Source organism: Bacteroides xylanisolvens XB1A (assembly GCF_000210075.1).
GTDB lineage: Bacteria > Bacteroidota > Bacteroidia > Bacteroidales > Bacteroidaceae > Bacteroides > Bacteroides xylanisolvens.
Genome location: NC_021017.1, coordinates 4,107,276 through 4,129,556, shown reverse-complemented (window position 1 = coordinate 4,129,556; position 22,281 = coordinate 4,107,276). Strand labels below are relative to the sequence as shown.

10 protein-coding genes and 2 pseudogenes are annotated in these 22,281 nt (G+C 38.3%); 1 reads left to right on the top strand and 11 read right to left on the bottom strand.

Annotated elements, in window-relative coordinates:
- Nucleotides 1-21 precede the first annotated feature (21 nt).
- The 10 genes and pseudogenes from BXY_RS15675 to BXY_RS15630 form a co-directional block, all read right to left on the bottom strand.
- Nucleotides 22-1,692 (bottom strand): hypothetical protein, encoded by a 1,671-nt coding sequence (locus BXY_RS15675; protein ID WP_008645540.1) that lies wholly within the window; start codon nt 1,690-1,692, stop codon nt 22-24.
- A gap of 3 nt (nt 1,693-1,695) precedes the next feature.
- The gene (locus BXY_RS15670) at nt 1,696-3,402 is read right to left on the bottom strand and encodes a DUF5108 domain-containing protein (RefSeq protein WP_008645548.1); all 1,707 of its coding nucleotides are present in this window, start codon (nt 3,400-3,402) and stop codon (nt 1,696-1,698) included.
- A gap of 17 nt (nt 3,403-3,419) precedes the next feature.
- Nucleotides 3,420-4,958, bottom strand: coding sequence for a RagB/SusD family nutrient uptake outer membrane protein (locus tag BXY_RS15665; RefSeq protein ID WP_008645551.1), 1,539 nt, complete (start codon nt 4,956-4,958; stop codon nt 3,420-3,422).
- Between the two features lie 13 nt (nt 4,959-4,971).
- Nucleotides 4,972-8,223, bottom strand: coding sequence for a SusC/RagA family TonB-linked outer membrane protein (locus BXY_RS15660; protein WP_008645553.1), 3,252 nt, complete (start codon nt 8,221-8,223; stop codon nt 4,972-4,974).
- Nucleotides 8,224-8,243: 20 nt separating this feature from the next.
- Entirely contained in the window at nt 8,244-10,505 is a 2,262-nt protein-coding gene (locus BXY_RS15655) for a fasciclin domain-containing protein (protein WP_032842379.1), read from the bottom strand.
- A 99-nt stretch (nt 10,506-10,604) separates the two neighbouring features.
- Nucleotides 10,605-12,291, bottom strand: a pseudogene (locus tag BXY_RS15650) (pectate lyase family protein).
- Nucleotides 12,292-12,471: 180 nt separating this feature from the next.
- Nucleotides 12,472-13,584: a hypothetical protein gene (locus tag BXY_RS15645; RefSeq protein ID WP_008645558.1), complete on the bottom strand. Its 1,113-nt coding sequence runs from the start codon at nt 13,582-13,584 to the stop codon at nt 12,472-12,474.
- Nucleotides 13,585-13,653: 69 nt separating this feature from the next.
- Complete coding sequence (locus BXY_RS15640; protein WP_015532417.1) at nt 13,654-16,083, bottom strand: glycoside hydrolase family 88 protein; 2,430 nt, start codon at nt 16,081-16,083, stop codon at nt 13,654-13,656.
- 302 nt (nt 16,084-16,385) lie between these two features.
- A complete protein-coding gene (locus tag BXY_RS15635; RefSeq protein ID WP_004324943.1) occupies nt 16,386-17,696 on the bottom strand; it encodes a rhamnogalacturonidase in 1,311 nt (436 codons plus the stop codon).
- A 362-nt stretch (nt 17,697-18,058) separates the two neighbouring features.
- Nucleotides 18,059-18,352: pseudogene (locus BXY_RS15630) on the bottom strand (right-handed parallel beta-helix repeat-containing protein); the annotation flags it as partial.
- A 260-nt stretch (nt 18,353-18,612) separates the two neighbouring features.
- On the opposite strand from BXY_RS15630, the gene BXY_RS15625 reads away from it, so the two are divergent.
- Entirely contained in the window at nt 18,613-20,583 is a 1,971-nt protein-coding gene (locus BXY_RS15625; protein ID WP_008645566.1) for a rhamnogalacturonan lyase, read from the top strand.
- Between the two features lie 96 nt (nt 20,584-20,679).
- Here the strand turns inward: BXY_RS15625 and BXY_RS15620 are convergent, their stop codons facing one another.
- Nucleotides 20,680-22,269, bottom strand: a complete 1,590-nt coding sequence (locus BXY_RS15620; protein WP_004308514.1) for a fimbrillin family protein — start codon at nt 22,267-22,269, stop codon at nt 20,680-20,682.
- Nucleotides 22,270-22,281: the final 12 nt, after the last annotated feature.

The following is a 22,281-nucleotide window of genomic DNA, read 5'->3' as shown; positions in this document are numbered from 1 at the left end:
GTTGTCTTTATTTTCATAAGATTAATAACAGTCCTTAGTTGGTCTTAGGCACCAATGATATAACGATGCGTGTTTCAAGTTGCTTCCAGAACCTTTAAAGCGTATCACAATTTCAGAAGCTTTATCACCTGGAATAGTAACTGTGCCTACAGTACCACCGTCACGATCGTATTTTGCTTTATCTTTAAATCCTTGTTTAACAGCTTCATCTATATTTTCCGGGTATCCCCCTTCTTTACCACGGTCATAATGGAGAGCAGAATTGTTGTTTAGTTTAGACTGTGAAAAAGTACCAACTTTAATTTCCTCTCCATCTTTGAAAATTGAAAAATCAATCGCTCCCAAGTCTTTAGCTTGCCGGAATCCCATAGCAAACGTGTAAGTTCCAGGTGGAATTTTGTATGAAGTAGCGACATAATCTTTTCCTACCATTTCACCTCTAAACGGAGTATAGTCCAGCGTATAATTTTTATTTTCCAAATCTGTCAGAGTAAAATAAAGTACCCTATATCCTATCTTGGGAAATCCTAATGCCGGCCATCCATTTATAGTTGCTTCGTCTGTTTCACTGATCTTTTCAAATGAAAGATTCGTAGTGTTGAAATACTTTTCTTTATCACTTGCGCTCAGATATTCATAGTTTCTGAAAAGTTCCTTGAGACGGTAAATCAATACGTTAGTCGGTATTTTCATTTTTGTGACACGGTAAGCCGTTCCGTTACTCATAGGAATCGGATTTTCAAGGTCTACTTCCTGTACAGTAGTACGCCATTGTTTATCAAATACAGAAGTCAGATCTTCGTTTGTTTCAAAATCTTCCTTGCTATAAACGTTGTTAAAAAAAGCAGCTTGGAACACCCAATTCTCCAAGATGCTGTCTGCGCGTACCATATTCCAATCAGCCAAATTTTTCCGTGCGGTACTCAAGGCCTGATTCACCACATCATTGGAAGGGAGCAACATAGTAGCAGTGAGATTCTCAGACATGATGTTGAATTTTCTATTCTCGAAATAAGGAGCTTTGACGGTAAATACAGAATCATACACAGTATTTCCCGTCTTATCTACTCCTATCACCGTACTTGCATTTTTATCAAATGTCAATACATAACGTGATCTGACCATATTACGAAAAATAGAATAATCGTCTCCCAAATTCTCAATAATTTCATACAGACTTCTCGGAGACTCTACAGCCTGATCCAATAAATACAAATATCCATTGGTTAGCTTAATAACTTTAGTAACATTTGCATTGTTGAAACGAACACCGGCAACTGCTCTAGTCTCAGGAGAAGTGGTAGAAATCTTTAGATACTTACCACTCCACATCAAAATACGCTGTCCGTCTTCCAAATTAGAAGGAGAGATGGATGCATCAGAAATATAGGTTTGAGCAGTATATATAGGATCATCCCCTGCTGCAATACCTGATTCTACAGCTAGAATAGTGTACATCTGTTCTTTCTCCAATAGTTGCTCCACCATACCTGTTTCGTTAAACAATTGGTACATATCGCTCAATGAAGGCTCCTGAGCCAAATAATCGGTAATGGTTGCATTAACTACAGAAATCTCCGTATTATTCACCTTACTGGTATCTTGGGCATAATGCTCATCCCATGTGTCGGTACAACTACTCCCTATCAATCCGATTAGAGCAATGCCAAATATATATTTTCTTGCTTTCATAATTTATTCGTCAAATATAGGTTCAAATAATAAGTAATCAATAAGTATACGATAGTTGGGGTCTTTACTTGCAGCAGGGTCATTCATCACTAATCGGAAAGTGTGAGTAGAAGTCTCTGTAAATTCCAGTTCAGGATAAAGCACATAGGAATAACATCCTAATGTTTTAGAAGGAACTGTCGTATAAGGAGCGCATGTAACAGAGTTTTCTCCATCAAAGCTGAAAATCATTTTCCCTCCGTTACTGCCGCCTGTACTGGTTCTTATAAATTCCATGGAAGTGGCGTAACCAAATCGTAATGTCACTTTGTACTTTCCTTTAATGATAGATGGCGTTTGCATGGAAACCCAACCTGTATTACCCAAGTTTAACATCAGGAAATCCATATTATTTGCAGTATTCCATCCATTATTGGTTCGGGTAGTAAAATAAGTGACATTGTAATAACTACCATAAGTTCCAGAAGGATTATTAAGGCTATATTCATAACAATTGAGACCTGAAACATCACACTTTTTCTCTGCTGTACCAAAAGATTCTTGGAATTTGATCCCATCTTCTCCGTTACCAGCCGCTATCCAATCGCCAATAATAGAATAATTGCATACGTCAAACAAAACAGTTTCCGGTTCGGCTTCCGCCACAGGCAAGTAAGAAGAAACTTGATGAATATAACCATTTTTAGCTTGTAAATTACAATAGTCTTCTACAAAACAAGCTCGATTCTCATCCCTGTAGTTCAAATAGAATATCTTGTCTTCTTTGCTGATTCTTATCACGCTTCCAGCATTCAGTGTATTCCATATTTTGGAGGTTGCGTCCGGTGTATCAAAGCTACGTAATTTACTCAAATCATAGCTTCCATCCAAAACATGATAAGCTACATATTGATACAATGCATTCTCTGGATTAGTATAATCACTGCCTGCTCCCAACAGCTGTACCAAGTCTTGCAAACTGTTGACACCTGCTTCCTTGAATACATCGTCCGATACTGCCAACAATGTATAATTGCGTTTCTGCTGAGTGGTCTGACCCAAATCATCTACTATATCATCATATATAACATCTAATTCCGCACCCACTCCTGTAGCATCCATTGCAGATTTCAGAATTGTGTAGGGACGTCCGCTTTCAGATATACGAGCATATACACTTTCTGTAAGTGGCGTCAGCGTATTTTCCAATACATATACATAACCGTTAGATACCTTATTTGCAAACTCTATTACATGAGCTTCATTATTCAAGTAAACAGACTGCATACCACCACCTCCAACTTCCGCACTTCCGAAAGATACCATCAAGACATCATCAGAAACGGTCCTTTTTGCTAATGCCCCTTCCTTCTCTATGAAAATTTCCTGACTAATGGTATCCTGTACTATGTGATAGGACACTAGGCTACGTGCATACTCTGTACCCAAATCTTCAATGGAAGAAACTCCTTTTCGATTATAAAATTCTTTTACAGCAGCATTATTAGGTACAAAAAGTGTAAAAGACTGTGTTGCCTGATTTACAGCATTGTACAAGTCTGCATACTTCATAATGTGAATCCATTCGGAAAAGTCGTCTGACCTGTTGGACAAATAAGTTCCTGCAGGCTGCATATCGAAAACAACATATGTATCTCCGTCATACGGATCATTGCAAGCTGCACATAAAATAATGAACAGCATCCAGTATATTTTTTTCATTTTTTTCATTGCATATCGTTATTTAATTATTCATAATAAGGATTTTGCTTCAATAACGAGTTGGTGGATATGTCACTGGCAGGAATTGGCAAATACCAAGCATTGTCGTTGTCTAAAACAGAGCCCAACCATCTGCTTTCCGCGGTAAGATTATTCTCCATTATAAGTATTTTGAAGCGACTTTTATATTTGAAGTTCTGTTGCTTGCCATATCGTAACAGATCGTACCAGCGCTTTCCTTCTGCAGCAAATTCCATATCCCGCTCGTCCAGCAACATTTCCAACAATATTTCCTCAGTAGCTTCATTAATATTTTCCGCACTGACTTCATCTCGTGGTCTCAACTCAGAACGTTCACGTATTCTATTTATGATAGCCAATGCTTCTGTCCAATTGGCAGAACCGCCAATACGAATCAAAGCTTCCGCTTTCATCAACATCACATCTGCCATACGATAAATAATATAGTTGGCATCCAAAATTGTACGTACTGCTTCCCGATCGGCTACACCCAACCCTGAGTATTTCCAAATAATACCATTTTCCGGATAGCTGGTATAAGTTATACCAGCAAACGAACCATAATAGGTACGATTTACTTCATCCTGATTTTGGTAGAATTCATTTATCAAGCGGATAGTCATCGGTTCTGAATACATATAAGTATTGACCGTGACGTCAGAGCCATAAGGAAGAAGTTTTGACGGACTTCCGCCTCCTTGTGCATAATTCGTTTCGTCATACTGTATCTCAAAGATAGATTCATTACTATTACCAGGATAAAATATATTGTACCATTGTCCAGGTGTTGACATAAACACGGGACGTATGGGAGCTGTGGAGTTAATCAAGTAATCAGCGTATGTAACACATTCTTCATAATCTTCCGCCCAAAGACAGGTTTCCGCCATTAGTGCATATAGAGCCCATTTGGTAGCACGTCCTTTAGTAGCCCATGTTCCGTTAAATGTTTCTTTAGCGGCATCAGTTGCCAATGCTGCACGTACATCACTTTTGATTTGTTCCAGAATCTCCACTTCGGAAGACTTTGGCACGTCAGTAGGCATGGCATCGTCTACATAAGGTTCAGTAATCAAAGGAACTTCCCGAAAGTTGCGTACTAAATATAAATACGACAGTCCACGCAAGAAATAAGCTTCCGTCAAATGTGAATCCATTTGCGATTGATAGTAACTCTCGTCTTTCTCAATTACCCCTGGTGCATATTTCAATACAGCATTTGCCATACCGATTACTTGATAGAATGTTCCCCATTGAACGGCTGATGTACTGGGCAATACTGTAAAATTCTGAATTTGACCAGCCGGAGTCGATCTTACCGGAACAATAACGGAACTTCCTCTCAATTCCCCCCAATCTATGATATAGGGAACGCAATCACGCAAACGACTGTAACCTTGTGCAAGAATTGCCTCTACATCTTCGGAAGATTCCCAATACATATCGGTGGATTGTTTATCTTTAGGCTGTACATCGAGCCAATCGCTGCATCCGCTCATTAATAAGCCACCGAATAGTAACAATATAGTAAATATTTTTTTCATTTTCGTAAATCTTTTAGAAACTTAAATTAAAGCCAGCAACAAGCTGAATAGAAGCAGGTGTAGTGGCTGTATCTCTGGCATACGTATTCTCAGTCTTTACCTCTGGGTCCTGCCCTGTGTACTTAGTCCATGTGAAAAGATTGTATCCGGTTACGTACACATCAATATTGTTGAATCCCCAACGCTGAATCGCTTTCTTCGGCAAACGATAGGTGAATGATAAGGATTTTAAACGCAAATAGGAAGCGTCTTCAACAAAGCGATCAGATCCTAGTGTATTGTACCCCTCTCCATAAAGTGCACGTGGAATGTCGGTTTGATCACCTTCATTACGCCAACGTCTGAGGACAGCCGTACTTTGGTTATCAATACCACGCATAGACTCATTATTCAAGCGAGTAGCGTTAACCACATCCTGCCCGTAACGCCCATAGAAAATAGCAGATAACTTAAACTGCTTATAGCTGACATTGAGTCCTGCACCTCCTGTAAGTCTCGGATTTGAATTACCCAAATAGACTATATCGTACTGATTGATAACACCATCATGATTTACATCTTCATAGATTGCATCTCCGGGAGCCACGGTATATGATCCATTCCTCATAACAATTGCATTACCGGAAATATCTTTCATCACGTTACCTTCAATGTCACGTGCATAAGTTGCGTCTTTATTTTGATAAACGCCTTTGTAACGATAACCATAGAACGATCCCATCGGACGACCTTCTTCTCTACGATATGCGTAATTACCATTACCGAAAGTATAATTCTCTTCGATATAATTATCAGGCATTTCCGTAATCTTATTCTCATTGTGGGCAATATTGAAGTAGACTCCCACACGCCAGTCTTTGTTTTGGAACGGAACAGCGTCAACACGGAATTCCCATCCTTTATTTGTCATTTTCCCGGAATTCATGTAGCTAATTTGATAACCATTTCCATAACCGATAGTGGTCGGCATCTTTACCTTTGGTTGTAACAGGTCTTTTACATATTTCTGATAGACATCAACAGTAAAGCGAAGTTTGCCTTTTAAGAAAGTAGCATCAAGCCCTGTGTTATATTCGGTTGTTGTTTCCCATTTCAGTTTATTAAGTTGCATAGAACTCGGAGTAATGGCACTCATATCCATGTAGTTATTCCCGGAAGCATAAGAACCCAGATAGAGTGAAGCACCACTGGCTGAATTCCCGGTCTGTCCCAAACTAAAACGAAGTTTGAACTCATCCATCCAGTCATTCGAAAAATCCATGAATTTCTCATCTGCCAAATGCCAAGCTAAACCAACAGTAGGAAACATACCAAAACGTTCCGATTTACCCATGGTCGAATTGCTTTCCATACCTAGTGAAGCATTGATAATGTAACGGTTCAATAAGGTATAGTTCATTAAAGCTACACCGTTAATATTGCGTGTTTTGGAATCACCAGAACTAATTTTGCGTACAGCACTTCCAATGGTAGGATCAGCAAGTCCTGAAGATACGTTACCAGAAGTTTCGCTTCCATAGCTGGATTTATTCGTTTCCGTAGTACGGAATACTGCAGTCGCGATAATTGCATGTTTATCGTTCCAGTTTTTGCGATACATCAACTTATTTTCCGTATTTATAGTTAATAAGTCAGAAGAGGTATCCGTACTACGATTTGACATTTTGTCTGTCCATGCAAGACCAGTAGCCACCTGTGGCAAAAACATACGCCCTTTAGTATTACGGATATTCATGTTAACATATCCTTCATAAGTCAGTCCATTCAAAATGTCATATTTAATACGAAAATTCATTTTACTTTCCCGCTGTATGGTTCGGTTGACACTCTCATTTGCCATAGCAATAGGATTATAGTACTTATCACCATTAAAAGCAGGATCCAATGTAGAATTTTCATTGTGATTGAAATACTGTGATGTACGATTCCCTGTCTCATCGTCAATGTAGTAAGGTGATTTGTTCGGTGCTTTGCGGAAAGCTTCCCCACGTACATTATAATAGTTATTATTTCTCTCAGATTGAGTATAAGAGAACTGTGCATAAAAATTCAATTTGTCAGAGAACTTATAATTTACATTCAATGAAGAATTCAAGCGGCTGAAATCGGTTCCGACAGTCGTACCTCCTTCGTCCAAATAACCCAAAGAAAAACGATAAGTCGCTCTTTCACCACCACCACTCATAGAAAACGTATTTTCCCATGACTGAGTATTCCGACGCACTTCGGACAGCCAATCTGTATTCTGGTTATACTCGTCAAAATATGTCCAATCCGGCTGATAACCGATCTCAGGAGAACCGTAAAGCATTTGCAAGTAGCTGGTAGAGTTGGCAAGACCAATATAATTGGCACTATTCCACAACGCTTCAGATACCAAAGCAGAATATTGGTTACCGTTCAACATCGGAATGGTTTCCGGCTCAAACTTAGCGGAAAATTTGGATGAGAAACTAAAACGTGTTTTCCCTTGTACCCCCTGCTTAGTCTTGATAACCAATACACCGTTGGCACCGGAAGTACCCCAAACGGCAGTAGCTGCTGCATCTTTCAACACTTCGATAGACTCAATATCTTGCGGAGAGATATTCAACAAGGCACCCAAATCGTCATTATTGATGGTAGAGAAATCAGTATTATCATCAATTTCTGCCGGATAAGGAACTCCATCTACTACAATCAGTGGTTCTGCATTAGCATTCAGTGTACTACCACCACGAATCTGTATGGAAGCACGTGCTCCAGGGTCGCCACCACCTAATACAATATCCACACCACCGAGCTGTCCTTGCAAGGCATCTTCGATGGAAGTTACAGGAGCAACAGCCACCAAATCTTCCATACTAACCTTCTGCGTTGCAGAAGATTGTTCTCTAGCACTGATACCTAAGTCATTCCGTTCGATTCGTTTTCCTTGCACAACAACTTCATTAATGGTCTGTGTATCATCTTTTAGGACAACATTCAACCGTGTCTGACCGTTGTATTTGATTCTTTCACTCTTTTTTCCAATATAAGAAAAAACGATGATCAGATTGTTCTCATTCGGGATCGGAAGGTTATAAATACCGTCCAGATTTGTGACAGTACCACCTAAAGAACGGTTTTGGGAGTTGAGAATATTTACGTTCACCCCTATCATAGGTTCTGCTGTCGTCCCGAACATCTCGGTCACTTTTCCAGAGAGGACTTTCGCTTGTCCGAAAGCTTCGCCAGTAGTTGCTGCGAATACGATAGCAATCAGTATGTATTTTAATAATTTCATAATCTCTGTTTTTCTGTTAATCAAAAGACATCATCAATCAGATGGAAACAACCTCCTTCGTATGCAAATGGGAAGTAATCGTAATCTGATACCACTTGACATTTGTTTCCACCTTCCAATTGGATACTTAGTGAAGTTCCATTATCTGTATAAATTAGCTGCGGTGCAGTAGCTCCTTCCGTCTGTACCACACGTTCACTCCAATAACGCCCACTTTTAAAATCGGATCCTATATACGGATAAGATGGAATAACGTTTTGAGCAGCAGTAATAAAATAGGAATTCAAATAATTTGCCAATTCTTTTGCATCAAATGTACCACTTAACTTACCTTCAGCATCAAATGAAGCATCAATCGCTCCTGGAATTTTATTTGATGCCAATGCCCGCTTTATAGCATCGTTAGTCGGGATAAATGCAACGAACCGTCCTTTACCAAATAAATTCATCATAATCTGATTGGATATAAGATTTGCCTCACGCAATAACTGAGCAAAACAGTAATAGGGATAATTGTGATCCGCACAGATAGCAATGTTATAAGCCAAATCCCCGCTCTCTGCTGCAAACAATTGTTCAGCATCAAAGCTATATGTACTTCCGTTACTTCCATTTTTAAGTTTAGTAAATGGTGTAAAAACTGTACCATTGAACTGAGGATTCAACTGTTGATTGAAAGTTGAGCTACAAGTGATGTTTCCATCTTTAACGAACCAGTAGTTCCAGGTAGACTCCGTAGGAATCACACGCGTTCCTCTTTCTGGTAATTCACTTGATTGTTCACTCGAGATACTAGCTGAATGCAAATACACGATATTTTGCTTGGCAGTATTGCTGATTTCCGCCCATCCATCATCTCCTTCTGCTTCCAACCCCTGTGTACTGTAAACCGTCCGAATGCCAGAGGCTTCAAATTGTTCGGCTGTAGGAACCAAGACAATATATTTACTCAAGTCAGACACATAAGAAGAGAACAGTGAACTCCCTAACAATGCGTAGAGAAAAGAACGTGCACTTTTATATTGAAACAAAGGTCCGATAACGGAAGCAAATGTGCTAGGTTCCTTAATTTCATCCATACCATAGAGAGCACCATTAACACACATCGTTTTTTCATTCAATGCAGCAGGATTAATATTAAGAGATGAGCCCGCCAAATTCTTCAATTCATCGTCTCCTAACTCTTCAGGGAATAACATACTACCTCCATAAATAAATTGATAGAGGAAATAATTCAACGCTAGCGCATCTACTTCCTGCATAGAAGAATAACCACCGATTTTCCAAAAGCTATCAAAGAAACTATTAATAGCAGTGTTTGACGGTGCAAAAATACTATAAGAAAGAGCTGTCAACGCCGTAAAATTCAAATAGCTGCTTGTAGGCCATTCACAAGCAATATTTGGCAATCCCCCATGCTGATACTGATAGAGCGTATCCACTCCGTATGCTTTAGCATATGACTTACTCAATTCATCATCTGCAACGTAAACGCCAAACGAATCATACAAATCAAGGAAAGTCGAGTATTTTTCTTTATTTTTCAGTTCCGTATAAATCGTTTCTAGCGGTTCAACGACTCGATCAACAGCATGAATATAGCCGTTATTAGCAATAATTCCATATTCTTTTACAGATGCATTAGATACATTGAAACCATCATCTCCCGTCCAAGTAGAATTGGGGTAGAAAGCCTCGTAATTATTTTTAGCATCTATACCTTTCGTCTGGAAATAACGGTAGGAAAATATAGGCAAATAACGTTCTAAGTGATACACCATGACAGAAGCCCCTGTAGGGGTTGTCTCAACAGTAGGAGCATCGCTACTTCTTGTGCGGTGTTTGTAATACAATCCTGCTTTTATGTTCTGCTCCTCTTCCGTTTCCGTACTTCCTGTTGGACGGAAATTGACTAGTTTCTCCTTATTATAAGAATAATAGAGCACGTGGTACCCAATCAATTTACTCACTTCGTTAACAGGCATATCACTGATGCTGGTAAATCCTCTCTTATTCAAATAAGTTTGAAAAGCATCGTCGTCTGGAGCAATAATAGTTAAAATTGCTTTACCCTCCAGCATTTGCTTGTAGCCAGCAATCTCTAGCCCCTGCAAGAAAATAGAATAGTTTCCGTGTTCACCGGAACTTAACACTTCCCATGCATTGTCTGCTACCCAATCAGGTACTTCATAGTGCTCATCCATGCTATCTTTACATGCAGTTAAGAGTAATGGAAGACATAGCAGCCAAAGCATTCTCCGTAAAAATACTTTGTTGTTCATTTTTTTTATTAATTTAAAATTAGGATTTCTCTCTATCATTATTCAAAATTCAGATTAATTGATAATGTATAATCTTCATTATTTATTGTATTTCACTATTTATTCACCGTATGCTTCATTCCAAGCCTTTTCATACTCATCTGGGAATTCGAGTGAAAGAGCATAGTTTTCAATCATCGTATATCCGTTCTCTGCAATACGAACGGCATCTCCAGCATTATTTTTATTTAGCCCCCATTTGTCCTCAAAATCATCGGGTATGCCGTCGCCATCCGTATCTTTTCTAGCAGTGCCAACATTAATATTTTGCCAAGTCTTGGCAAGAGGGTATTGTGTCTCTATGTTTTGATTTCTAAAAATTGTTCCTTTAGTACCTAATGAAGTCAGTTCATCAATCATGAATTTATCTACCAAATCACGATTGGGTAAAACCGGTCCAACATTTTTAACAATCCAATGATAAGCTTCTGTAGCACTAGTTTTTATGCTGATTTCCGAATGTTGGCTATCTGGTTTACTCAGAAAGACAGGAGTGGCACTACAATAGGTTTGCCAATTACCCTGAGTGATTTCGAATCCATTTAATGTGCCGTCTTTATCGTTATCATAATAATTACCTACACAATAAGTATCAAAATCACCATCACCATTACCACCTATAAAAGGTTTAGTTGGATTTACTTGTTGATAAGTATCTACCAAATAATTTTTATTGTCACTACTTATTCCATTATAATGATATTTCGTTTCATCATCGAACATACTCTTATCTGTAGTTTCTATAGGATATGACGTATTCACCCATGTATAAGCTGGTCCTTTGATAAAATAATTATTTTCAATAACTGTGTTAGAGTGCCCTGAAGATTCCCCCCCCCATATTATAAGCCGCTCCATTTCCCCAATTATAGATAACATTGTTAACAAATTGATTCAATCCTTTCACTTTAAAATTACGAGTTTTATTATCAATAAATAGATTTCGGAAAACAGTAACTCCTTCTTCATCACTAGTTTGAACTAAACCTCCACAAGAATGATTCTGGCATCCTTGTCCTAAAATTGAATTCTGCAATGTTATGTTATAGAGACCTTTCGGTTGCTTGTCATTATTGAGTGAAAAACATTCATCTGTTCCCCATGTGAAAGAACAATGATCATAAATTTGATCATGCCCATAGGCAGCTCCTCCTGCGTCTATGTTGTCACTGCCACTAACCTGGCGACCAGTACGCATACGCATATAACGTACAATCAGATTATTTGCATTGGTGGAAGAAGTCCTACCATTATAAAGTTCGATGCCATCACCGGGAGCTGTCTGAAACAAGACTGTTTGATTGTCCTTAAACACAAGTACTTCTTTATTCAAATCAATCACACCTGACACGTTAAACACTATAATTCTGTTTGCTTGACTAACAGCATCTCTTAACGATCCAGCACCACTATTATTCAAATTAGTTACTACATAAATTTCCCGGTTGTTACTACCACGTGCACCATCAGCGTTTCTACCATATCCTACTGCACCCGGAAATGCCGGTGCATAATTGGCTAAGACAGGAAATGCCGGACCAGAACTTGTATTACCACCACTTTCTTCCTCCTCTAGATATGAACTGTAAGGATTGATAGCAGGATCTGCATCCTCCTCATCTACAGGTTCTTTATCCACGCAAGCCGCTAACGACGAGAGTGAAAACAAAAAGAAATATAAAATGCTTGTTAAGCATCTCACGGCAATTGGACATGCCTTTTTTTGAAAAGTTGCTGTGTTTCTCATTTTATATAAAAAATAATTAATAAATACTCATTTGATTAATAAATTAAATTCAAACCTAAAAAATTGTATATCCGTTGTCAAGTATACTTAATTATTTTGCTATTTACGTAATCAGTAGTTGAATATCTATTTTAATATTGATCCTCATCTTTATACGTAAAAATCAAGACTTTTTAGTTATTAAGGTACAATGCCCCATTGTGATGCATAAGCATCCTGAATTTCTTTGGTATTGAAACATACAATCTCAATATTAGGATAATAATCAATAGTAGCATCTATCCTAACTGAAGATTCGTCTAATTCATCCATAGGATACCATTCTGAATATTCTCCGTCATCCCATTCTACTCTATAATAAGCTGAATACCACGAAACTTCTGTTTCGCCAATCATAGTATCAATATTTGACTGTAATTTAGCCCATATACCTGTTATTAAATATAATTTATAGCCAATATCATCACCATTTGGTAATCTTACCATTTTATGCCAACTTACATTATTAACAGCCATTCCATTCCTATCTATAGAAAAGTCTTGTTCACAATACCCTTTATAACAATATTCTTTTTGAGTAGAATTATATACAATTCCAAGAACAAAGTCAATATCAGTTGGCCTAGCTGGTTCAAAAATGGATCTCCATTGATAATAAGTATTAACACTAACATTTCCGTTTACATAAGGACCTGAAGAACCATCGTCGTATGTTTCATCATAAAATCCTAATGTAATATCTAATGTGTAATCATTGTTTTCAGTATAAGGAAAATCTACATCAAATTCAACAGTAAAGGCTGAATTTGTGAAAGAAGAATCCGCTCTTTTAAGAATAATTCTATCGTAGAGCACCGTACTTGCTTCACCGTTCTTTAAGGTTACCAAAGCATTGCATAGTTCAATCGGATATGTATATGATTTACCATCATCAATTTCTATATTCAATTTAATTCGATGTTTTCCGAAAGGTATCAAGAAATTACCTTTTACATTCTTTCCACTTTGTGGATAAAGGCATCTAGTAAGATCTTCCTGATTATCAATATATACAAAACACTCATCTACATGATCACCCGTATTATACTGATAATCAAAATAAGGTTTTGTGAATAAATTCAGATTAACCATACATGTATTATCACTTGTCCCATCATTTAACAGTCCTTGCTGCACATCTCCTTGCATCAATGCAGTCTCTTCATATTCCATAAGGCCATTACCATCACATGAGATAGCAAGCAAAGGAATAATTAAAAATAACATCGATTTGATAATTTGTTCTTTTTTCATGGTATTACATTTTATTTGTTCATTAATTGAAACTGTAGTCGAAAATTTCCTATCATTTCTATTTCTATATTATTTGTTCAGTTCAATACATCCCATAATGAAAGGTCCTGTTGCTTTAGCATCATTATCTCTCATTTTCTCTCCTATATAATACTCAAAACTACCGTCACGATAAGGCTTACCGCCTAATCCACCCACTTGGCAACATCTTGTCAATGTCAATGTTCCGTCCGAATTTGAGATTAGCAGTTTATTGCACAGCCCCTTAAAGGCTTTTTCTGCAATAGCACGATACTGACTATCAATGTATCCTTTATTCACAGCTTTCATATAGGCATACATACATTGCGCCGTAACAGAAGCTTCCGGGAAATTACCGGTACGTGAAGGTTGGTCAATTACCTGATACCATAAACCATTTTTATCTTGGTATTTTGAAAGAGTTTCTGCTAATTCTTTCGTCCATTTAATCATATCAGCATAGCCTGAATGATCTTGGGGAATATATTCCAAAGCATCTACCAAAGCCATAAACCACCAACCAATACTACGTCCCCAGAAATTAGGAGAATGGCCAGTTTCCGGATCAGCCCAGCGCTGGCTCCGGTCCTCATTCCATGCATGATAATAAAGTCCCGTCTTGGTATCGTATGTATGCTGATGGCAGAGAGTGAACTGTTTAACAGCCTCATCAATCCATTCCGGACGATTAAATTCAGCTCCATATCGAGCCATAAAAGGAGAAGCCATATACAATCCATCCAACCACATCTGATTAGGGTATATTTTCTTATGCCAGAAACCTCCATCTGTTGTACGAGGTTGCTTTTTTAGCTGATCTATCAAATTCTCGATAGCCAATTTATATTTCTCCTTTTTGGTTTCATTGTACAAATCAAACAGAACTTTTCCGGAATTGATATAATCCAAATTATAGGTTTCTTTCTTATATAAATGAATCTCTCCTTTGTCGTCTACCAAAGAATCAGCCCATGCCTCTACATAATCAAAGTACCTACGGTCTCCTGTTTTCTTCCAAACTTGTAACATCGCACAACAACCTACTCCTTGCGCATAACCAAAATACAGGCGTTTTCCATGATCCAGTTGCCACGCTTCCGGAAAACGACGAATTTCCGAATCGGCAAACAGACGATAATAAGTGTCGGAAGAAAAAGTATCCGTACGGAAAGGAACTGCCGGAAGTCCGGCTTTATTAAACAGATTCACTCTAAAGAAAGTCCCATAACCGTAGCGTACAGCTACAGGTGCAGAGACATAAGTTGAAGAAAGTGTTATCAAACTTCCATCAATTACAGCTTCAGCCGGATAAAACCGCGCATCATTGCCGGCAATAAAAAATCCTTTTACCGGTTCATTGCCGGGTGTCTGCAGGCCACCTTCCGCAAATTCAAAATCTAATGTAATTTCTCCCCCATTCACTTTCATTGATTTGTAGAGAGGTCCTGAATAAACAATCTTTTTACCATATTGCTTTGCTAATGCCCAAGCTGCCAGCCGTTCGCCCGGTGCAACTTTATTTCGTGGATGTATGTCGGTAGAATCGGCTGCATCCGTCACTACTGCCATACCAATATTTTCAAGTCCACTTAACCATGTTTTTAATTGTGCTTCACGAATACCTGCCGGTTGCTTGTAATGTGGTGCAATCTGTACGAAATAGAAAGGCATATCCGGCTGATTCCATTCTTTCCGCCAACTATTAATCAGGTTAGTAAATACTTCCTGATATTTCTCATAACGAACAGAGTTGGATTCTCCCTGATACCAGATATTTCCTTTTACAGTGTACCCTACTATAGGAGCAATCATGCCATTCCACAAAGTAGCCGGAACCTTACACTTATCTTTTTCCCTACTCACCCTTTCTTTTGAATATTGTTTTAAGACATCAGCATACAGCAGATTGTTTTCCATCACTTTCATACTTGTCCAAGATTCAGCATGTGTTCCTCCCCAAGTAGACTGAATCAATCCAACCGGTGTACTCAATTCTTTATACAATTTACGTCCAAAGACAAATCCTACAGCAGAAAAGTCTTTCAGATTCTCCGGATTACAAACCACCCACTTTCCAACGCAATCTTCTTTCTCACTATCAGGTGCCAGTTGATGCTCTACATGAAACAGGCGGATTTCCGGAAAATCAGCATCTTTCATTTCTTCCGCTTCATTCAACATTCCTGTTTTCCATTTCACTTGCGGATTACGGGCTACGGGAAATTCCATATTTGACTGTCCCGTACAAAGCCAAACTTCACCTATTAATATATTATTGATCCGGATCCTATTATCACCTTTCAACATTACAGATTGTCCGGAAGTAGCAGCCGGTGTTTGTATCATCAGTTCCCAATGACCGTTTGCTAAAGCAGTCACCTTGTATTTCTTATGATCCCATGAAGTCTTTACCAAAATCTTTTCTCCGGGACGTGCTTTTCCCCAAAAACGTACTTTCGCATTTTGCTGAAGTACCATATTATTTGATAATATAGAAGGAAGTTGTATATCTGCATGAATACCTATTGGAAAGAAACAGACCAATAACCACAGACAAAAAATAATTCTACAGAATTTCATTGTATTTTATAGTTTTAGATTCAATATTTTACTGAATAAGCACATGTCAAAGATACCGCATTACATGGTAGAGTTAAAGAAAAGGAATATGGAGAATTCGACTTTCTTATGTAAATTCATATGTGTACAGCCCATCACACGCCTATTTTGTACGATTTTACAGGCTATGTACGATTTTCCAGTCTTTCTACCCTTCTTTTTTAATTCACTTTATTTATCTCAACCTTTCTCATAACCAATGCATCAATAATATCTTCATCTATCTTCACATCTTTTTTAGCCGTAATAGTCAAATTGTCAAAACAGAAATTGGATAATTTATATTGTTTTGATTTCTCTACAGCAAAAAAGGAATCACAATCCAGATGAATATTACGCATTGTAATATAGCTGGAATACGAGACTGGCATATCCTTGCGATCTTTCAAATCATAAAACTGTGTCCAAGGAGCAATAAAGATACAATTGCGGACATTTCCTTTTATGTCTTCAACGAGGATGTACTTATATTGTTGGGGAGTATCCGGACGCATTTTCAACCACAACAGGCGTTTAGCCTGGTCCAGATTGCAGCGTCGAAGAATTATATTATGATTATATATCGATTCGCTACCGCAAGTCAGCACTCCGTGACAGAATCCAAAAGTACAGTCTTCAATAATAATATCACAATTGCCACCATTATCGGGATTTTGATCAGCCCATGGTCCTTTGCCGCCTTTTAATGCAATTGCGTCATCATTAACCGACATATAGCATCCCTTGACAAGTACATTTTTACATGCATCAATATCGATTGCATCCGTACTTGGAGCCTTTACAGGAGAAGAAGGTGAAAAGATATGCAAATCCAAAAGTTTTACGCTATCACACTTATAAATGTGAGTTGTCCAAAACGGAGAATTAACAAGTCGCACATCTGAAACTTGTACATTATTGCTATGAGATATATGAAGTAGACGAGGACGCAATTCATCCATATTAGTACATTTAGGAATAACACGCCGCCGCAACCAAAATGACTTCCAATATCGTTCACCGTTTCCATCAACTTTTCCTTTTCCGGAAAGGGTGAAACCATCTACCTTATCAACATTAATCAAAGCTGAAAAGTACTTTAGGTTCTGTCCCTCCATCCGTGTTTCTATTACAGGAAAGTTGCTAATATCGTCACTACCTTTTAATATAGCTTTCTCTTCCAAATGCAAGTGTGTTCCCGGCTTAAAGAACAGCGCACCACTAAGATAAGTACCTTCAGGTATAACAATGACTCCGCCTCCATTATTAGACGCCAAATCTATAACAGCCTGAATTTTCTCTGTCTGTAACAGTGTACTATCATTCACTACTCCATAGTCGGTAATCAAGAAACTCTTTCCTAATCCATTTATATCAGTTTTTTCATTTTTGTAAAACCAATCCGGTATAATTTTACCATCGGGAAATTTTTCCTGACTAAACAGTTGCAGACTGCAACATGTCGCTACTATTAAAAATGCTGACTTTATCATTTTCTATATCTCGTTACTTTTTTGCAAAAGTACCGCATGTTTCCATTTGCCCCAAAGCAAAGGATATGGAGATATTGATTTTCTTATGGAGTTCTATACAAAGGATTCAAATACTATTTATCTATATACAATATTCCATATTCAGACTTATTTTTGTACATATATCGAATTAAAATAAAACGCTCTCTACAGTATCAAAAAAGCGCATCCTCTTTATAAATTTTGTAAACACAATCTCTCCTTTACGTCCGCCACCACGAAGAAAGATTTCATAAGTACTATTTCCTGATTCTTTTATTTCCAGCAGATCCAAATCCGTATTCTTTGTTTGTTCCCCGCGTATAACCGTTTTTAATACCCCTCCTGTTGTCCGGTCCAGTTCCACTCTTTGACATTTTAAACACCCGGCTCCAAGTAGTACTTCCCGCAGTATAATGTTCCATTATCTCTGCTTCCGTCACTCGATATGTACCTTGCCGGATATATACAGTATCTCCTGCCATCACTTTTGATTGTGCTTTACCCAACGTGGCAAAAGGCTTATCAATCGTCCCACTGTTTGAATCGCTTCCATTAGTAGCCACAAAATAATTCGTAGCCGAAAGAGAAAAGAGGAAACATCCTATAAAAAAAAGAAGAAGGCTAATACGTTTCATTGTATATTAAGTATTATGTAGCAGCAAAGCTACTGTTTTTTATACCATAGGAGCTGTAATATCGTACGTAAAGAATAGAATTTTGTCTTTTCTACTTCAATTATCAGACAAATTCCAGCATTAACAATCATAGTTCATAATAACAATAGTTTGATATAAGGATAAAAATGCATCCTTTATATACAAATTTGCAGGTGAATACTCTCCCAATCCACTTCCTTTGTAGAAAGAAAATATTCAATCTTTATAACAATATAATTATGAAAAACTTATTTTATGCGCTTACATTTTTTAGTTTTGTCACAGCTTGTAGTGATAATTCAGTCCAAAATCCAACACCACCTCCCGTGTCTGATAATGGTGATAACAATAATATGCAAGTTGTTGAGTTTCTAAGAAATCGTGCTATGGTGGCAAGTTATAACACTATCTTTCCTAATAAAGAAACAGAAAGAATAGAAAGAAAAGGCGTACTACTCAGCTGGAGATGGCTTTCCACCGATCCGGACGATATTGGTTTTGATATCTACCGCAAAGAAGGTAACTATAAATTCCAAAAGCTAAACAAAACTCCGATTATCAATAGTTCTAATTACAAAGATTTAACAGCAAACATTAATAAGATTCTCAAATACGAAGTTCGACAAGCAAATACCAATAATATTTTATGTTCATGTAACTTTACTCCGGAAATGGCACAGAACTTCTACCGGACGGTCCCATTAAACAATAATAATCTGCCATATCCCGATTTAGTATATAAAGCTTCGGATGCAGCTATTGGCGATTTAGACGGCGACGGAGATTATGAATTGGTTCTGAAACGTGAAGTGTCACCTCTTGACAATGGTAGCACGGGAATTGGAATTACTCCCGGAAGTTGCCTGTTAGAAGCATACAAGCTAACAACCGGGACATTTTTATGGCGTATCGATTTAGGCTCTAATATCCGGCAAGGTATTCATTATACTCCCTTCATTGTATATGACCTGAATGGAGATGGCAAGGCGGAGATCGCAGTCCGCACCTCCGAAGGTACCGTTTTCGGGGACGGAACGAAAATAGGCGATGTCAACCAAGATGGAATAACCGACTATGTAGACAGGGCTCCCCAAAGTGCCACTTATGGCAGAATTATCACAGGGCCGGAATTCTTATCTATCATTGAAGGCAGAACCGGAAAGGAAGTAGCCCGAACCGACTATATCTACCGTGGTGAAAAAAATAAATGGGTGACATATTGGGGAGATAATTGGGCAAACAGGATGGATCGTTTTCTGATGGGAGTCGGACACTTCAGATCTCAAAAAGGAATTCCAAGCCTACTCATGTGCAGAGGATATTATAAGAACTACCAGATTGTAGCTTTAGATTTTACTGATAACAAAATAACAGAGCGATGGCATTTTGATACAGCTGACAACTATTCGGATTATATAGGGCAAGGTAATCATAATTTAGCAGTCGGAGATATAGATGATGACGGAAAAGACGAAGTCTTATATGGGGCATGTGTCATAGACCATAACGGTAAAGGGCTATATAGCACAAAATTAGGACATGGTGATGCCATGCATTTGGGCAAATTTGATCCTACACAGGAAGGGTATCAAGTAGTAGTCTGCCATGAAGAACCCAAGGAGTATGGAAATATTGGAACAGAATTCCGGGATGCCAGAACGGGCAGGATATTACATTATATTCCCGGAAACGGCAAGGACGTAGGACGTTGTATGGTCGCAGATGTTGATCCGGACAGTCCCGGATGTGAATATTGGTCGTCAGAACCGGACGGTGTCATGTATTCCTGCAAAGGAAATGAACTGACAGGTAAAAGGGCACCTATAGCCAAAGGTGGTGATACATCATACAATATGACAATCTGGTGGAGTGGATCATTAAACAGGCAAATGCTTGATTACCTCGTTATTCACAGCTATACCGACGGACGTTTGTTCAATGGCAGCGATTGGGGTGTAAAAACAGCCAGCGGAACCAAAAACAATGCCTGTTTTTATGGCGATATTTGGGGAGACTGGCGGGAAGAAGTTATCTTCGTTGATGAAAATGATACAGAGCTAAGAATCTTTACTACTGATTTTGAAACCGACTATCGTTTCCATCCTCTAATGGACGACCATTTATATCGTTTAAGCGCTACACATCAGAACATAGGTTACAACCAGCCCACTCATCCGGGTTACTATATCGGTTCTGACTTGAACAAATAAAAAAGAAAGGCGTGTATGCTTTCCGCAAAGAACATACACGCTTTTTATAAAACTAACCCTATTCAAAACTCTATCATTTCCTTACCTCAATAAATATCAGAAAGCAAATACATATCGGGAGCTTACTCCAGGTCTGTCGTATTTCAATCCATCAACTTTGGTACTTCCACTGCTTGTCAACTGTACTCCAAATATACTTGTATTATTACGCTCTGTAGACGACCAATAATACATGTCATTTTTCAGTCCGTCACTACCTGTTATTTTTCCCAACTGCGTATTCATCGTTTCCCAATTAGTTACCATTGCCCTCAAATCACCGACAGAAGGAATAAACCAACCGGAAGAAATACTCGGAGCAACCAAATTATAGTTATTCAAGGAATTCACTAAAAGTGACTTATTCTTTGCTTCCGCATATTTTTTAATTACTTCCGTGTGATTATACCCTAATCGCTGATCCCTCGACGTACCATTCAATGTTCCGGTAGACGCCGATCCATCCCATCCCATCGGACTTAAATCAATATAGGAATTTCTTTCGGCAAACTCTGTACGATACCAAACTCTTATTTCATCTTTCTCCCCAAAAACAATATTGGTATTCTCTTTCAGCCCCAAAACCAATCCATGGGTACAGCCCGGATGATCACGCAATAATGCATCCTGACGTTCAGAATAAGTAAATTCATTATCTTCTGTAAAAGGATATAACACAGAAGGCATCGGATTACCAACAAAATAAACGACTCCTACACAATCATCGCTAACAGGAGCATTATCGTCAACAGAAGCCAACGCGCCATTAGAATATATCAGATCACCCACTTTCAACTCATGATCCACAGTTTGCAGTCCTCCGTCTATCTCACAATAAATATACTCTCCGGCTTTCAACTTTGTCGCATCTATCGAGTATTTTTTAAGCCCGTTGTCTACTGAACTGATAAAACTTCCTCCTATTTGCTCTACTTTTTTTGTCGGATTTACCAAAACACGGTAAGTCGTTGTTTCCTTATCATAATAAGGAATGATCACCTGCTCACCAATAGAAAATTTCACCTCTCTCAAAGATACACTGTAAGATGGCAGTTCAGGAGAAACCTCATTAGTGAAATTATAAGTAACAGAAGGCAGTTCGGCTACCATCAAGGCCATCCGATGATTCATTACAAAAGTTATTGTACTTCCGTCTGCTGAAGCCTCCCCTGTCATTAAATCATTATTTGTATATCTGTCACCACTCAGATCTGTGTCAACAGTCCAGTTCCCCACAATCGTTTCAAACGGATCCTCCTTCGTCATATCTATAGTTATATTTTCCTTATAAGGATAATACGCATAAAAAGTCACGGTTTCCAAATCTTCCGTACACGAAAGACGTCCTCCGTCAATTCCCCATATTCCATCATTATACGTCGCAAGGACATTTTTAATGAAAACTTCCTTATCACTATTTACCGCAAAAATACCAATCGCATCCCCGTCCGAAAAAGTTGTCTTGTAAGTCACATCAGTGACAGCACGACTTACATTGCCATTTTGTTGAATACTGGAATCAACCACCTCAATCTTTAATATATTACTATTGACGGCCAGCTTGGCATCCTCATCCTGCGAACATGCCACCATCAGAAAAGAACCGAGCAATACATAAATTACAAAAATGAATTTACAATATCTCATAATATTTCTTCT

Coding starts and splice junctions, on each gene's coding strand:
- BXY_RS15675 (WP_008645540.1), bottom strand. CDS start 1,692: ATGAAAGCAAGAAAATATATATTTGGCATTGCTCTAATCGGATTGATA.
- BXY_RS15670 (WP_008645548.1), bottom strand. CDS start 3,402: ATGAAAAAAATGAAAAAAATATACTGGATGCTGTTCATTATTTTATGT.
- BXY_RS15665 (WP_008645551.1), bottom strand. CDS start 4,958: ATGAAAAAAATATTTACTATATTGTTACTATTCGGTGGCTTATTAATG.
- BXY_RS15660 (WP_008645553.1), bottom strand. CDS start 8,223: ATGAAATTATTAAAATACATACTGATTGCTATCGTATTCGCAGCAACT.
- BXY_RS15655 (WP_032842379.1), bottom strand. CDS start 10,505: ATGAACAACAAAGTATTTTTACGGAGAATGCTTTGGCTGCTATGTCTT.
- BXY_RS15645 (WP_008645558.1), bottom strand. CDS start 13,584: ATGAAAAAAGAACAAATTATCAAATCGATGTTATTTTTAATTATTCCT.
- BXY_RS15640 (WP_015532417.1), bottom strand. CDS start 16,083: ATGGTACTTCAGCAAAATGCGAAAGTACGTTTTTGGGGAAAAGCACGT.
- BXY_RS15635 (WP_004324943.1), bottom strand. CDS start 17,696: ATGATAAAGTCAGCATTTTTAATAGTAGCGACATGTTGCAGTCTGCAA.
- BXY_RS15625 (WP_008645566.1), top strand. CDS start 18,613: ATGAAAAACTTATTTTATGCGCTTACATTTTTTAGTTTTGTCACAGCT.
- BXY_RS15620 (WP_004308514.1), bottom strand. CDS start 22,269: ATGAGATATTGTAAATTCATTTTTGTAATTTATGTATTGCTCGGTTCT.